Source organism: Streptomyces aureoversilis (genome assembly GCF_042657885.1).
Taxonomy (GTDB): Bacteria; Actinomycetota; Actinomycetes; order Streptomycetales; family Streptomycetaceae; genus Streptomyces; species Streptomyces aureoversilis.
Window position 1 is genome coordinate 34,482 of record NZ_JBHSKJ010000023.1, and the last position, 15,137, is coordinate 49,618.

Annotated in this window: 14 protein-coding genes; 7 read left to right on the forward strand and 7 right to left on the reverse strand. The window is 72.2% G+C overall.

What is annotated here, in order from left to right; genetic code table 11:
• Positions 1–106: 106 nt before the first annotated feature.
• Positions 107–748 (forward strand): IclR family transcriptional regulator, encoded by a 642-nt coding sequence (locus tag ACFPP6_RS30795; RefSeq protein WP_179081057.1) that lies wholly within the window; start codon positions 107–109, stop codon positions 746–748.
• 92 nt (positions 749–840) lie between these two features.
• Entirely contained in the window at positions 841–1,650 is an 810-nt protein-coding gene (locus ACFPP6_RS30800) for a S16 family serine protease (RefSeq protein WP_382049407.1), read from the forward strand.
• 68 nt (positions 1,651–1,718) lie between these two features.
• On the opposite strand, the gene ACFPP6_RS30805 is transcribed toward ACFPP6_RS30800, so the two are convergent.
• From ACFPP6_RS30805 to ACFPP6_RS30825, 5 genes are all read right to left on the reverse strand, one after another.
• On the reverse strand, positions 1,719–2,768 hold the full coding sequence (locus tag ACFPP6_RS30805; RefSeq protein ID WP_382049409.1) for a glycine betaine ABC transporter substrate-binding protein: 1,050 nt from the start codon (positions 2,766–2,768) through the stop codon (positions 1,719–1,721).
• 1 nt (position 2,769) lies between these two features.
• Entirely contained in the window at positions 2,770–3,585 is an 816-nt protein-coding gene (locus ACFPP6_RS30810) for an ABC transporter permease (RefSeq protein ID WP_382049548.1), read from the reverse strand.
• 203 nt (positions 3,586–3,788) lie between these two features.
• Positions 3,789–5,027 (reverse strand): betaine/proline/choline family ABC transporter ATP-binding protein, encoded by a 1,239-nt coding sequence (locus ACFPP6_RS30815; protein WP_382049411.1) that lies wholly within the window; start codon positions 5,025–5,027, stop codon positions 3,789–3,791.
• Complete coding sequence (locus ACFPP6_RS30820) at positions 5,020–5,667, reverse strand: ABC transporter permease (RefSeq protein ID WP_382049413.1); 648 nt, start codon at positions 5,665–5,667, stop codon at positions 5,020–5,022. The genes ACFPP6_RS30815 and ACFPP6_RS30820 overlap by 8 nt, the downstream gene beginning before the upstream one ends.
• Positions 5,668–5,714: 47 nt before the next feature.
• Complete coding sequence (locus tag ACFPP6_RS30825) at positions 5,715–6,194, reverse strand: Lrp/AsnC family transcriptional regulator (RefSeq protein ID WP_058044268.1); 480 nt, start codon at positions 6,192–6,194, stop codon at positions 5,715–5,717.
• Between the two features lie 121 nt (positions 6,195–6,315).
• Here ACFPP6_RS30825 and hppD point away from each other — a divergent pair, with 121 nt between their 5' ends.
• Positions 6,316–7,458 (forward strand): 4-hydroxyphenylpyruvate dioxygenase, encoded by a 1,143-nt coding sequence (gene hppD / locus ACFPP6_RS30830; protein ID WP_382049415.1) that lies wholly within the window; start codon positions 6,316–6,318, stop codon positions 7,456–7,458.
• A gap of 38 nt (positions 7,459–7,496) precedes the next feature.
• Positions 7,497–8,870, forward strand: coding sequence for an FAD-binding oxidoreductase (locus ACFPP6_RS30835; RefSeq protein ID WP_382049417.1), 1,374 nt, complete (start codon positions 7,497–7,499; stop codon positions 8,868–8,870).
• Between the two features lie 94 nt (positions 8,871–8,964).
• On the opposite strand, the gene ACFPP6_RS30840 is transcribed toward ACFPP6_RS30835, so the two are convergent.
• Positions 8,965–9,375: an SsgA family sporulation/cell division regulator gene (locus ACFPP6_RS30840; RefSeq protein ID WP_382049419.1), complete on the reverse strand. Its 411-nt coding sequence runs from the start codon at positions 9,373–9,375 to the stop codon at positions 8,965–8,967.
• A gap of 337 nt (positions 9,376–9,712) precedes the next feature.
• Between ACFPP6_RS30840 and ACFPP6_RS30845 the strand changes: the two genes are divergently transcribed.
• Both ACFPP6_RS30845 and ACFPP6_RS30850 read left to right on the forward strand, forming a co-directional pair.
• On the forward strand, positions 9,713–11,218 hold the full coding sequence (locus ACFPP6_RS30845) for an RDD family protein (protein ID WP_382049421.1): 1,506 nt from the start codon (positions 9,713–9,715) through the stop codon (positions 11,216–11,218).
• An 88-nt stretch (positions 11,219–11,306) separates the two neighbouring features.
• Entirely contained in the window at positions 11,307–12,020 is a 714-nt protein-coding gene (locus ACFPP6_RS30850; RefSeq protein WP_382049423.1) for an RDD family protein, read from the forward strand.
• Here the strand turns inward: ACFPP6_RS30850 and ACFPP6_RS30855 are convergent.
• Complete coding sequence (locus ACFPP6_RS30855) at positions 12,009–12,266, reverse strand: hypothetical protein (RefSeq protein ID WP_336006676.1); 258 nt, start codon at positions 12,264–12,266, stop codon at positions 12,009–12,011. The two genes, ACFPP6_RS30850 and ACFPP6_RS30855, sit on opposite strands and share 12 nt — an antisense overlap.
• Positions 12,267–12,605: 339 nt before the next feature.
• Between ACFPP6_RS30855 and ACFPP6_RS30860 the strand changes: the two genes are divergently transcribed.
• On the forward strand, positions 12,606–15,017 hold the full coding sequence (locus ACFPP6_RS30860) for an immune inhibitor A domain-containing protein (RefSeq protein ID WP_382049425.1): 2,412 nt from the start codon (positions 12,606–12,608) through the stop codon (positions 15,015–15,017).
• Positions 15,018–15,137 lie beyond the last annotated feature (120 nt).

Genomic DNA, 15,137 nt, shown 5'->3' on the forward strand with positions numbered 1-15,137 from the left:
CAGCAAGAAGCGACAAGCCGCCGGCGGCCTCTCCTCGCGCGCTGCCGGACGGGACGGCGGCGCACCCCACCCGACGAGAGCCGCCATACATCGGAGGAGGGGCGTCGTGACCGCGGAGACCTCGCAGACGCTCGACAGAGGACTGCGCGTCCTCAAACTGCTCGCCGACACCGACCACGGCCTGACCGTCACCGAGCTGTCCACCCGGCTCGGGGTCAACCGCACCGTGGTCTACCGCCTGCTCGCCACGCTGGAGCAGCACGCACTCGTCCGCCGCGACATCGGCGGCCGGGCCCGGGTGGGCCTCGGGGTGCTGCGGCTCGGCCGCCAGGTGCACCCCCTGGTGCGCGAGGCGGCCCTGCCCGCCCTGCGCTCCCTGGCCGAGGACATCGGGGCCACCGCCCACCTCACGCTCGTCGACGGCACCGAGGCGCTCGCGGTGGCCGTCGTCGAGCCGACGTGGACGGACTACCACGTGGCCTACCGCGCGGGCTTCCGCCACCCCCTGGACCGGGGCGCGGCCGGCCGCGCCATACTCGCCGCCCGCCGCGGCGAGAGCGACGGCCCCGGCTACGCCCTCACGCACGGCGAGCTGGAGGCCGGCGCGAGCGGCGCGGCGGCGCCCCTGCTCGGCGTCCTGGGGATCGAGGGCAGCGTGGGGGTGGTGATGCTCACGGACTCCATCCCCGACCGCGTCGGGCCCCGCGTGGTGGAAGCGGCCAAGGAGGTCGCGGACGCCCTGAGGTGACGCCGCCGGCCCGGCCGGCTCCCGCCCTCGCCGCGCCTCGCCCGGCGAGGGCGCATGTCACGGAAGGGACGCACGTGAACTAGATTCGCTGCATGCCCGCTCCGACCACGCCCGCCCGGTCCCGCCGCGCCCGGACCCTCGCCGTCTGTGCCGTGCCCGTCGTCGCCCTGCTCGCCTCGGTCCCCTTCGTGCCGCTGCCGTTCTCGGTCGCACAGCCGGGTTCGACGGTGGACGTGCTCGGCACGCACGAGGGCAGACAGGTCATCGAGATCCAGGGCGCGCAGGCCCGCAGGACCACGGGCCAGCTGCGCATGACGACGATCGTGGTGACGGGCCCGCGCGTCGACGTGGACCTGGGCGACGTGATCAGCGGCTGGACCCGTACGGACCGGGCCGTGATGCCGCACGACGCCGTCTACCCCGTCGGCGACTCCGACGAGGAGGTCGACGCGCACAACAAGGCGGAGATGAAGAAGTCGCAGGACGCCGCCACGGACGCCGCCCTGCGCTACCTGCACCGCTCGCCGGACGAGCTCAAGGTCGGCCTCAGCCTGGCCGACGTGGGCGGCCCGAGCGCGGGACTCCTCTTCACCCTCGGGATCATCGACAAGGTCGACGGCGACGGCCGCGGCGGCGACCTCACCGGCGGGCGGACCATCGCGGGCACGGGCACGATCGACGCCGACGGGACGGTCGGCCAGGTCGGCGGCGTGCCGCTGAAGACGCAGGCGGCCCGGCGCGACGGCGCGACCGTCTTCCTCGTCCCGAAGGCCGAGTGCTCGGCCGCCGAGGCCAACCTGCCCAAGGGGCTGCAGCTGATCCCCGTGCAGAAGCTGCAGGACGCGATCACGTCGCTGCGCGCCCTGCAGTCCGGCGACAAGGACAACGTCCCCACCTGCTGATGCCACCTGCTGGCCCCGCCTGCTGACCTCGCCTGCCGCCCCGCCTGTTCACCGGCCCGGCCTGTCGCCTATTTGCTGATGAACCCTTCCTTCAGCAGCCACTCCTTCGCGACCTCGTGCGGGTCCTGGCCGTCCACGTCCACCCTCGCGTTGAGCTGCCGCGCCACGTCGTCGTCGAGCCGCGCCGTGATGGGGTCCAGCACGTCCTTGATCGCCGGGTGCTTGCGCAGCGTGCCGCTGTTGATCTCCGGTGCGGCGTTGTAGTTGGGGAAGAAGTGCTTGTCGTCCTCCATGACGACGAGGTGCATCGCCGCGATGCGGCCGTCGGTGGTGAAGACCTCGCCGAAGGTGCAGGAGCCGCCCCCGGAGACCTGGGTGTAGATGATGCCGCCGTCCATCTTCTGGACGCGGGAGGCGGGCACGTCCATCCCGTAGGCCTTGGCCATGCCCTGCAGCCCGTCGTCGCGCGCGGCGAACTCGCTCTCCACGCACAGCGTCACCGCCCCCGGGTTGCGCCGCGACAGCGCGGCCACGTCCGAGAGGGTGCGGGTGCCGTACTTGCGCGCGCCGGCCCGGTTCACCGCCAGCGCGTAGGTGTTGTCGAGGGCCGCGGGGGCGAGCCAGGTGAGGCCGTTGCGCGCGTCGGCGTCGGCGACGGCCCGCCACTGCCGCGCGGGGTCGGGGATGGGCCGGTCGTGGCCGAGGTACGTGATCCAGGCGGTGCCCGTGTACTCGTACATGGCGTCCGCCTCGCCGGACCGGACCGCCTCGCGGGCCCCGACCGAGCCCTGGATGTTGGTGCGGTCCAGCACCTTCGCGCCGGCGGCCTGGAAGGCCAGGCCCATGATCTGGCCGAGCACGATGTTCTCGCTGAAGCTCTTGGACGTGACCGTCAGGTCGGCGCCCTTCAGCGGCAGGCCCCGGCCGACCGAACCCGGGCGGACGCCGTCGGCCATGGGGGAGCCGCTGGTCAGCCCGCAGCCGCCGGTGAGGGAGGCGAGCAGGGCGAGGACGAGGGCCGGCGCCGCCGCCCGGACCACTGCGCGCCGCCCGGCCGTCTGCAGCCCGTCCGTCTGCCGCCCGGCCCTCCGCCCGCCTGCCACCTGCCGCCCGGCCATCTCAGGAGGCCTCCAGGCCGCGCGGCCGCAGCAGCAGCTCGGCCAGGGACGCCAGCCAGTCCACGAGCAGCGCGAGCGCCACGGTCAGCACGGACCCCAGGACGAGCACGGGCATCCGCTGGTTGGTGATGCCGGAGGCGATCAGGTCGCCGAGCCCGCCGCCCCCGCCGAAGTAGGCGAGCGTCGCCGTGCCCACGTTGAGGACGAGCGCGGTCCGTACGCCCGCGAGGATCAGGGGTACGGCCAGTGGCAGTTCGACGCGGCGCAGCACCCCGGTGGCGGACATGCCGATGCCGCGCGCGGCCTCCACCAGGGTCGGGTCGATGGCGCGCAGCCCGGCGACGGTGTTGGCGAGGACGGGCAGCACCGCGTAGATGACGATGCCGACGAGCGCCGCCTGCATGCCGATGCCCAGCCAGATCACCAGCAGCGCCAGCAGACCGATGGCGGGGGTGGCCTGGCCGACGTTGGCGACGGCGATGGCGGCGGGCGCGGCGGGGCGCAGCCGGCGCCGGGTGAGCAGGATGCCCAGCGGGATGGCGATGATCAGGACGAAGAAGGTGGAGACCACGGTGAGGACGACGTGCTGGCGCAGGCGCAGCCAGACGTTGCCGTCGGCGATGGAGTTGCGGGCGACGGAGTCCAGGCCGGCGCCGCGGAACCACAGCCAGGTGGCCAGCAGCAGGACGAGCAGGAAGCAGGGCCGCAGGAGCAGCTTGCGCCGGGTGATGCGCCGGGCGGGGCGTACGGCGGACGGGGGCGGCCCGCCGGGCCTGCCGGGCCCGCCTGGCCCACCCGCATCCGCACCCGCGCCCACGCCCTCCGTCCGTACGGTGCCCGCGTCGGGGCCCGCATCGGCGTCCGCGTCTGCGGACCCCGGCCGCCCGCCGCCCGCGTCCGCACCTGCCACCTGCGGCTGTACGCCCTCACGGCAGGAGCCGCCCTCCGCCTCCTGCCGGCCGTCCGGCGGAGGGACCCGCTCGTCCGGCCGGCGGTCCCGCCCGCCCGGCCGCCCGCCGGTCACGCCAGCTCCTCCGGCGCGTCGGTCGTGCCTTCCTGTTCCTCCAGCACCTGCTGGGCGCGCTGTTCCTCCAGCAGGTGCTGGTGTTCGACGGCGTCGAGCCGGTCCTCCTCCAGCAGTTCGTGCACGGAGTTCATGAGGGTCTCCATGTCGACGACCCCTTCGTAGCGGCCGCGCCGCCCCGTGACGGGCACCCGGCCCGCGTTGTCGATGAGGACGGCCTCCAGGGCGTCGCGCAGCGTCGCGTCGCGGGTGACCGTGTCGTGCACAAGGGTGCCGGCGCGGGCGAGGGAGCCCTGGGCGCGCATCAGGTCGCCGCGCCGGAGCCATTTGTACGGGCGGTGGTGGCGGTCCAGCAGCAGCACCTCGTTGGTCGTGCCGCGGCGCAGCCGCTCGAAGATCGTCTGGAGGGGGTCGTCGACGGTGGCGGTGGGGAAGTCGACGACGCCCACGTCCCGTACCCGCGTGAGGTTGAGCCGCTTGAGCGCCGCGCCCGCCCCCACGAAGCCGGAGACGAAGTCGTCGGCGGGGTTGGTGAGGATGGCCTCGGGGGTGTCGAACTGGGCGATGTGCGAGCGCTCGCGGAGCACGGCGATCCGGTCGCCGAGCTTGATGGCCTCGTCGAAGTCGTGGGTGACGAAGACGATCGTCTTGTGCAGCTCGTGCTGCAGCCGGATCAGCTCGTCCTGCAGGTGGTCGCGGGTGATCGGGTCGACCGCGCCGAACGGCTCGTCCATCAGCAGCACCGGCGGATCGGCGGCCAGGGCGCGGGCCACGCCGACGCGCTGCTGCTGCCCGCCGGAGAGCTGGCGCGGATAGCGGCCCCGGAACTCGCCGGGGTCGAGCCCCACCAGGTCGAGCATCTCCTCCACCCGCTCGGCGATCCGCCGCTTCGGCCAGCCGGTCATGCGCGGGACGAGCGAGATGTTCTGGGCGACGGTCATGTGGGGGAACAGCCCGGAGGCCTGGATGGCGTAGCCGATCTTGCGGCGCAGGCGCACCGGGTCGATGCCGGTGACGTCCTCGCCGTCGATGCGGATGCGGCCGGACGTCGGCTCGATCAGCCGGTTGATCATCTTCATGGTGGTGGTCTTGCCGCAGCCGGACGGGCCCACGAAGACCACCAGCTCCCCGGCCTTGATGTCCATGTTCACGCAGTCCACGGCGGGCGCGGGGTTGCCGGGATAGCGCTTGGTGAGGTTCTCCAGCTGGATGGTGGCTCCGGGCGCGTCAGCCACGGATCCCCCTCGGGACGGTCAGCCGGCCGATCAGCACGTACGCCGCGTCGAAGAGCAGGGCGAGCACGATGATCCCGAGCGTCCCGGCGAGCACCTGGTTGAGGGCGTTGGCGCTGCCCAGCGACGAGACGCCGCGGAAGATCTCGTTGCCCAGGCCCGGCCCGGAGGCGTACGCGGCCACCGCCGCGATGCCCATCAGCATCTGCGTGGCCACCCGGATCCCGGTGAGGATCGGCGGCCAGGCGAGCGGCAGCTCGACGCGCACCAGCTGCGCCGCGCGCGACATCCCGATCCCCTTCGCGGCGTCCACGAGCGAGGGGTCCACGCCCCGCAGCCCCACCACCGCGTTGCGGACGATCGGCAGCAGCCCGTAGAGCACGAGCGCCGTGACGGTCGGCGCCACGCCCAGGCCGGTGAGCGGGATGAGCAGGCCGAGCAGGGCCAGCGAGGGGATGGTGAGCAGGGTCGCCGTCGTGGTCACCGCGAGGTTGCCGGCCCACTCGCTGCGGTAGGTGAGCACGCCGATCACCACGCCGAGGACGGTCGCGACGACCATGCACTGGAAGACGGCGCTGGCGTGCTGCCAGCCGTCCGCCAGCAGCTGGGCGCGGCGGCCGGCCAGGTACTCCCAGAAGCTCACCCGCTCGCCTCCCTCTCGCGCCCCGGAACCCGGGGGGCCGCAGAACCTCAGGGCCGGTACGGGGCCTGCGACGCCTGCTGCACCAGCGGGATGATCCGCAGCGGCACGGCGTTCTCCATGACGATCGCCGTGGAGGCCCGCACGATGCCATCAAAACCCACAACCCGGTCGATCACACGCTGGAGGTCGGCGTTCGAGCGTGCGACCAGACGGCAGAGCATGTCGCCGCGCCCGGTGGTGGTGTGCAGCTCCAGCACCTCGGGGACGGTCGCGAGGTGCGCCCGGACGTCGCCGCCCTGCCCCTGCTTGATCTCCAGCGTCGCGAAGGCCGTCACCGGATAGCCCAGCGCCGCCGGGTCCACGTCCGGGCCGAAGCCGCGGATGACGCCCTGCGCCTGCAGCCGGTCCAGCCGCGCCTGGACGGTCCCGCGCGCCACGCCCAGCCGGCGCGAGGCCTCCAGCACGCCGATCCGCGGCTCCTCGGCCAGCAGCTCGATCAGCCGGCCGTCCAAACGATCGATCGCCATGCGGCCCTCCCAGTAGTCAGCATGTACAGAACGTCCGGTGCTACCTGCGGTCTGCTATGCAGTCTGCCCAGTGAATACGCAAACTATTGCGCACCTTGTGGATCGGCGGGACGCTGCGGCCATGACTCAGACCACGGATCACACCCCGCACACCGCACGGCAGGCCGACCCCTTCCCGGTCAAGGGGATGGACGCGGTGGTCTTCGCCGTCGGCAACGCCAAGCAGGCCGCCCACTACTACTCCACCGCCTTCGGCATGAAGCTCGTCGCCTACCGCGGACCGGAGAACGGAAGCCGCGAGAGCGCCAGTTACGTGCTGGAGTCGGGCGGCGCCCGCTTCGTCCTCACCACGGTCATCAAGGCCGCGACCGACCGCGGCCGGGCCCTCGCCGCCCACGTCGCCGAGCACGGCGACGGCGTCGTCGACCTCGCCATCGAGGTGCCGGACGCGCGCGCCGCGTACGCCTACGCCGTCGAGCACGGCGCCACCGGCCTGGAGGCCCCGTACGAGCTCGAGGACGAGCACGGCAAGGTCGTCCTCGCCGCCATCGCCACCTACGGCGAGACCCGCCACACGCTCGTCGAGCGCTCCGCCTACACCGGCCCGTACCTGCCCGGCTACGCGGCCGCCAAGCCGCTCGTCGAGCCCGGGGACCGCCGCTTCCAGGCCATCGACCACTGCGTGGGCAACGTCGAGCTCGGCAAGATGGACGAGTGGGTGTCGTTCTACAACAACGTCATGCACTTCACGAACATGAAGGAGTTCGTGGGCGACGACATCGCCACCGAGTACTCCGCGCTCATGTCGAAGGTCGTCGCCGACGGCACCCGCAAGGTGAAGTTCCCGCTCAACGAGCCGGCCATCGCCAAGAAGAAGTCGCAGATCGACGAGTACCTCGAGTTCTACAACGGCCCCGGCGTCCAGCACATCGCCCTCGCCACCAACGACATCGTCGCCACCGTGCGCGCCATGCGGGCGGCGGGCGTGCAGTTCCTCGACACCCCGGACTCGTACTACGACACGCTGGGCGAGTGGGTCGGCGAGACCCGCGTACCGGTCGACACCCTGCGCGAACTGAAGATCCTCGCGGACCGCGACGAGGACGGCTACCTGCTGCAGATCTTCACCAAGCCCGTGCAGGACCGGCCGACGGTCTTCTTCGAGATGATCGAGCGGCACGGCTCGATGGGCTTCGGCAAGGGCAACTTCAAGGCGCTCTTCGAAGCGATCGAGCGGGAGCAGGAGAAGCGCGGCAACCTGTAGCCCGATTCGCACAAGGGTGCCCGGGGAATGAGCCCCCCATGGGCGATCTGATCAAGCTGTTGCGCGAAGGGCTCCCCGCGGAGGCGATCCTCACCGACCCCGACGTCACCGCGTCCTACGCCAAGGACATGGCCGGCTTCTGCGCCGCAGGGCGGCCGGCGGTCGTCACGCTGCCCCGCACCGTGGAGCAGGTCCAGCACGTCATGCGCACCGCCACCGCCTTGCGGGTCCCCGTCGTCCCGCAAGGCGCCCGCACCGGCCTGTCCGGCGCGGCCAACGCGAGCGACGGCTGCATCGTCCTCTCCCTCGTCAAGATGGACCGCATCCTGGAGATCGACCCCGTCGACCGCGTCGCCGTCGTCGAACCCGGCGTCGTCAACGCCGTGCTCTCCCGCGCCGTCGCCGAACAGGGCCTCTACTACCCGCCCGACCCCTCCAGCTGGGAGCAGTGCACCATCGGCGGCAACATCGGCACCGCCTCCGGGGGCCTGTGCTGCGTCAAGTACGGCGTCACCGCCGAATACGTCCTCGGCCTCGACGTCGTCCTGGCCGACGGCCGGCTGCTGAGGACGGGCCGCCGCACCGCCAAGGGCGTCGCGGGCTACGACCTCACCCGCCTGTTCGTCGGCTCCGAGGGCAGCCTCGGCGTCGTCGTGCGGGCCGTCCTCGCGCTCCGCCCGGCCCCGCCCCAACAGCTGGTGCTGGCCGCCGAGTTCCCCTCCGTGGCCGCCGCCGGCGAGGCCGTCCGCGAGATCATGACCCGCGGCCACGCCCCCTCGCTGCTGGAGCTCATGGACGGCACGACGATCCGCGCCGTCAACGCCATGGCGCGCATGGGCCTCCCCGAGACCACCGAGGCCCTCCTGCTCGCCGCCTTCGACACCCCCGACCCGGCCGCGGACCTCGCCGCCGTCGCCGCACTGTGCACGGCCGCCGGAGCCGACCAGGTCGTCCCCGCCGAGGACGCCGCCGAGTCCGAGCTGCTCCTGCAGGCCCGCCGGCTCGCCCTCACCGCCCTGGAGGCCCTCCGCCCCGCCACCATGATCGACGACGTGTGCGTCCCGCGCTCCCGCCTCGCCGACATGCTCGAAGGCACCGCCGGGATCGCCCGCAAGTACGGGCTCACCATCGGCGTCTGCGCCCACGCGGGCGACGGCAACACCCACCCCGTCGTCTGCTTCGACCCCGCCGACGCCGACGAGTCGCGGCGCGCCCGCGAGTCCTTCGACGCGATCATGGCCCTCGGGCTGGAGCTGGGCGGCACGATCACCGGCGAGCACGGCGTGGGCGTCCTGAAGAAGGAGTGGCTGGCGAGGGAACTGGGCCCGGTGGGCCTGGAGATCCAGCGAGGCATCAAAACGGTCCTGGACCCCCAGGGCATCCTCAACCCCGGCAAGGTGCTGGACCTTTAACGGGCCCTATAACGGGTCTTCAGCGGCACGGCACGACACGGCGCGGTGGCGCACGCCGGAGGGTGATCGCCGCACAGGCATCACGCAGCAAGCATCACGCATCCAGAATGTCCCGCAGCGCCGCGTCCAGCCCCAGCCGCTCCGGCTCCGACCCCGGCGCCACCACCCGCAGGGTCCGCTCCAGCCACGCCGACACCGCCGGCTCCGGGGCCTCCAGCAGCGCCGCCCCGTCCGGCGAGGACAGCGCCATGCACACCACGTTGCGCCCGTCCGACCGCGTCGGCCACACCCGTACGTCCCCGCTGCCGCACGGCCGGAACACGCCCTCCACCAGCAGCTCGCGCGCGAACGTCCAGTGCACCGGGGCCTCCGAGGTCACGTGGAAGACGATGTGCACCGCGTACGGGTCGGCCGTGCGGTAGCTCAGCCGCGACGGCACGGGGATGCTGCGCTCGGGCGACAGCACCAGGTCGATCTCCAGCTCTCTTTCCACCACGGTGTGCATGAAGTGCGCCCTCTCTGCTCTGCTTCCGTCGGTCCGTGGCCCCTCGCGAACGGGCCCGCACCGACTGAGAGCGCATCGACCCCCACACCATTACGCGACTTCGCCGAACCGGTGCCCCGGTCGCACGTGTGAGTGGTCCCGCCCGCGGGACGGCCGCAGAGTGGAGAGCCGTCTGGTAGACCTGTGTGCTGCGCCCCCGGTTGCCTTTTGTGCATAGAGGTCATGAGGTACGGGAGCAGCGCGCCCCACGTCGCTCGTGTGCGGCAGACTGCTTGTCGTCGCCCCACCGAGCACCGACACCGCAGTACGGCCGAGCAGATACGGGACATCGGAGACCATGAGCGCCCCTTCCTCAGGATCCGCCGACAGCAGCCCCGTCCAGGGCTTCTACCCGGACCCGTCCATTCCTGGCTATATCCGCTACTGGAGCGGCTCCGCCTGGGTGCCCGGCACGAGCCGGCCCGCGCCCGCCGAGGGCGAGCCGATGCCCGCCCCGCCCGCCGGCGTCGCCAAGCCCGCGGCGCCCGCGCTCGCCGCGCCCGTGCCGCCGACCCCGCGCCGTCCCGAGCCCTCCCGAACGGAGCCGCGCCCGGACGAGACCGGCCCCATGTTCCTCGACGAGGAGCCCGCCCTGCGCGACGCCCGGGCGGAGCAGCCGTCCTCCGCCTGGTGCGCGGAGCCGGCCCGGCAGGAGGGCTTCGGCGGGGAGCAGGACCGGCGCGTCTCCTGGGGGGACGGGCCCGCGTCCGGCGGCGCCCTGCCCACGCCCCGCGACCCGCGCGTCGCCCCGTCCCGCACGCCCGCCGAGCCGTCCCGTACCGAGCCCTCCCGAACGGAGCCGGCCCGCGCCGAGGAGAGCCCCGCCCGCGGGGAGGGCGTCCCCGCGGTCCGGCCGGGCGGCACGATGCAGCTGCGCGCGTCCGGCAAGCCCGTCCCGGCGTCGTCCTCGCCGGGCTGGCCGGACGCCCGTGCCGACGAGCCGCGGCCCCGCGCCGAACCGCAGCAGGTGCCGCCCTCGGGCCCGCAGGCGCAGCCGGCGTCGCAGGCGCCGTCACCCGCATCCTCACCGGCGCAGTCCGCACCGGAGCGCCAGGCGCTCCCGGCCACGGCCCCGGCGCCCGCGCTGCCCGCCCCCGCGCGTTCCGCGCACGCCCTGCCCGAGCTGCAGGAGGCGCCCCGCACCGCCGAGCCGGCCAGGCCCGCGGCCGGCGGCTGGGCCCAGCAGGTGCAGCAACTGGCCCAGCAACAGCCCGCGCAGGCCTCCGCCGCCGCCTCCTCCGGCTCCTCCGACGCGCCCGCGCCGTGGAAGCCCCCGAAGGACGATCCGTTCCTGCGGGCCGCCCAGGAGCAGCAGGGCAGGCCCGCGCCTCTGGGCCGCCGGCTCGCCGCCCGGCTGGTCGACACCGTGGTGCTCGGGGCCGTCGTCTCCGCCGTTGCCGTGCCGCTGTGGGCCAAGGCCGTCGAGCACATCGACGCCAAGGTCGAGCAGGCGAAGCAGGCGGGCGAGACGGTCACGGTCTGGCTGCTCGACGGCACGACCGGCGGCTATCTGGCCGTCGTGCTGGGCGTCCTGCTGATCGCCGGGGTGGTGCTGGAAGCGCTGCCGACCGCCAAGTGGGGCCGCACGCTGGGCAAGCGCCTGTGCGGCGTGCGCGTGCTGGACATCGAGGCGCACGACACCCCGCGCTTCGGGGCGGCGCTGCGCCGCTGGCTGGTGTACGGGGGGCTGGGCTCCCTGGGCATCGGCGTCGTGGGCGCCCTGTGGTGCCTCATCGACCGGCCGTGGCGTCAGTGCTGGCACGACAAGGCGGCGCGCACGTTCGTGGCGGCGGGCAAGCGCTGACGCCCGGGGGCCGCCGCCCCGGGCCCGGGGCGACCCGAACGGCACCTCTTCGGATGCGACGGGCAGGAGCCTGGGTTCTACTCGGCCCATGAGCACCGAGCAGCCCCGCGACGACGACCCGTTCCGGAAGCGGCCATCGGAGCCTTCCGGGCCGCCACCGCCTCCCGGGCCGGGCCCGGAAGGCGGCGGTGCGTACGCCGGTGGCGGCCAACCGCCCGGCGCCGGCGGCCCTTACGGAGGCGGCCCGTACGCGGGCGGCCCCTACGGGGGCGACCCGTACGGCGGCGGGGGCGCCCCGGGCCCGGGCGGGCCCGGCAATCCCTACGGGGACCAGTACGGCGCGGCCGACCCGCTGGCGGGCATGCCGCCGCTCGCGAACCGGGGGAAGCGGCTCGTCGCCCGCATCATCGACGGGCTGCTCGTCTCCATCCCGGTCACCGCGGTCTTCAAGGCGGCGGTGTGGGACTGGGATCCGGGGGACTGGAACGACGGCAGGTCCACGAGCCTGGGCATCATCGTCTCCGTCGTCTACTTCGTCTACGAGGGGCTGATGCTCACCAAGCGGGGGCAGACCGTCGGCAAGATGGTGATGGGCATCCGGGTGGCGATGCTGGAGAACGGCGCGATCCCCGAGGGAAGCCCGGGCTGGACGCGCGCCGCCGTGTACTCCCTGCCGCAGGTGGTGCCCTGCTGCGGCTTCGTCTTCTGGCTCATCAACGTGCTCTGGTGTACCTGGGACCAGCCCTATCACCACTGCATTCACGACAAGGCGGCCAAGACCGTGGTGGTCTCAGCCGTGTAGCGAGTGCTCGCCGAGTCTCGGCTCGGCGGGCAGGGGAGTGCGCTGCCGGGGCACCCGGGGCTTGCGGGCGCCGACGCGCGGCATGGGGAAGGCGACGGCGACGAACAGGCCGAGCGCGAGCGCTGCGACGGCGATGACCGCGATCCCGAACCCCGAGCTCGTCTGCGAGAGCAGCAGCATGGCGAGGGTCGAGAAGACGACGGTGGCCGATCCGTAGGTTATCTGTGCGGGAGTCGGACGCGGCATGGCGGGATCCGTCCTCGGAGCAAAGGTGTGGGGTGCGGAGCCGGCTGGTGCACACAACGTGCCGGGGGCAAGTGTGTATACCAAAACGACTCTACGGTCCTGTCTGCCCGAGCGGAACTGCCGGTAAGCGTGACCTAACACACGGTGCCGGAGCACGGGGGGCGCACGGAGTCATCCAACGGTCCAGGGGGTGAGATGGGCGCGCCCGTTGTTGTCCGAAATCCGTAACTTAAAGGCCGGATAACGTACTTGCTCTTCCGTCTCTAGTCAAGGTCTGTCTTTTCTGGCGTCACTCCGGTCAAATACCTCCACAGTTCTTACTGGGGAGGACATTCACAAGTGAACAGCAGCCAACGGAGGCTCGCCAGATCCGCCGCCGTGGCCACGGCCGTCGCGCTCGCCGCGACGGCCCTGGCCACGGGGACCACGGCCGGGATCGCTCAGGCGGCCACCACTGCCGACACGCCGTCGGGCATCGAGCGCCACGACCCGGAGCAGGCCGGGAAGAGCGTCGAGCACGACCTCAAGGGGCCGTTCAGCAAGAAGCGCGAGGCTCAGCGCAAGGCCGCGCTCGACAAGGTCATATCCGGGGACGCCCGCGCGGAGCAGCGCGGCGCGTCCAAGGTCGTCCAGCTCGGCAAGGGGAAGTACGTCGAGCTGGGCCGGGAGAAGACCGACAAGATCTTCACGATCCTCGTGGACTTCGGCGACAAGGTCGACGACACCACGATGTACGACCCGGACGGTCCGGACGGCCCCAAGCCGCCCGTGAAGAAGTTCGGCGGCCAGCCGGGCCCGGCGCACAACCAGATCAAGCAGCCGGACCGCAAGCAGGACAACAGCACGGCCTGGGAGAAGGACTACAACCGCCAGTACTTCCAGGACCTGTACTTCTCGCACGACAAGGGCAAGGAGTCGCTGGCCAAGTACTACGAGAGGCAGTCCTCGGGCCGCTACTCCGTCGAGGGCACCGTCACCGACTGGGTCAAGGTCCAGTGGAACGAGGCCCGTTACGGCTCCAACTACTGCGGCTCCACCAACTGCCCCAGCGCCTGGGACCTGGTGCGCGACGGCGTCAACCAGTGGGTCAAGGACCAGAAGGCGGCCGGCCGCAGCGACGCCGACATCAAGGCGGAGCTGGCCAAGTACGACCAGTGGGACCGCAACGACTTCGACGGCGACGGCAACTTCAACGAGCCCGACGGCTACATCGACCACTTCCAGATCGTGCACGCCGGTGAGGACGAGTCCGCCGGCGGCGGCGCGCAGAAGACCGATGCCATCTGGGCCCACCGCTGGTACGCCTACGGCTCGGACGCCGGCAAGACCGGCCCCGCGAACAACAAGGCCGGCGGCACGCAGATCGCCGACACCGGCATCTGGGTCGGCGACTACACCATGCAGCCGGAGAACGGCGGCCTCGGCGTCTTCGCCCACGAGTACGGCCACGACCTCGGCCTGCCGGACGAGTACGACACCACCGGCAGCGGCGAGTCCTCCGTCGCCTACTGGTCCCTGATGTCCTCCGGTTCGTGGCTGGGCCGCGGCAAGGACAGCATCGGCGAGCTCCCCGGCGACATGAGCTCCTGGGACAAGCTGCAGCTCGGCTGGCTGAACTACGACAAGGCGAAGGCGGCGACGAAGTCGACGCACAAGCTGGGCGTGGCCGAGTACAACACCAAGGACAAGCAGGCGGTCGTCGTCGAGCTGCCCAACAAGGCGGTCAAGACCGACGTCGTCAAGCCCGCCGAGGGCAGCAAGCAGTGGTGGGGCGGTCAGGCCGACGACCTGAAGAACACCCTCTCCCGCCCGGTCGACCTCACCGGCAAGTCCAAGGCCAGCCTGGACCTCTCCGCCTGGTGGGACATCGAGGCCAACTACGACTACGCCTACGCCGAGGTCTCCACGGACGGCGGTGCCAACTGGACCCCCGTCGACGGCACGGCCGACGGCAAGTCCATCCCGCGCGACGGCGGCGACAAGCCCGCCCTGACCGGTGTCTCGGGCGCGTACAAGAAGCTGTCGTACCCGCTCGACGCGTACGCCGGCAAGAAGATCGACCTGCGCTTCCGCTACACCACCGACGGCGGCACCACCGGCAAGGGCTTCACGGCCGACGCCATCAGCGTCACCGCCGACGGCGCCGCCCTCTTCACCGACGGCGCCGAGGGTGACGACAACGGCTGGACGGCGAAGGGCTTCTCGCGCATCGGCGAGTCCTTCACCAAGGAGTACGCGCAGTACTACATCGCCGAGAACCGCCAGTACGTGTCGTACGACGAGACGCTCAAGACCGGTCCGTACAACTTCGGCTGGAAGAGCACCCGCCCGAGCTGGGTCGAGCACTACCCGTACCAGAAGGGCCTGCTCATCTGGAAGTGGGACACCTCGCAGGCCGACAACAACGTCGGCGTGCACCCCGGTGTCGGCCGCATCCTGCCGATCGACGCCCACCCGCAGGTCGAGAAGTGGGCCGACGGCTCGGTCATGCGCAACCGCTTCCAGGCCTACGACTCGCCCTTCAGCTGGTTCCCGAGCGGCGGCTACACCGTCCACCAGGACGGCGTGGCGACCCGCGTGAAGGGCAAGCCCGGCACGTCGGTCTTCGACGACCGCAAGGGCACCTACTGGAGCAAGGACAACCCGACCGGCGGTGTGCAGGTTACTGACACCAACACCCGGATCAAGATCCTGTGGCAGGCCCCCAGCGGCTCCACGATGACCGTCCAGGTGGGCCCCTCGGGCAAGTAGTCCCCTGACAGTCTGCATATCTGCAGGTCAGAGCCGTATCGGCCGTCGCCCCCTAGCGGGCGGCGGCCGATCGCGTTTAGATGACTGCCGTGACGCTGTTATTGACACCCCGGCCCGGGG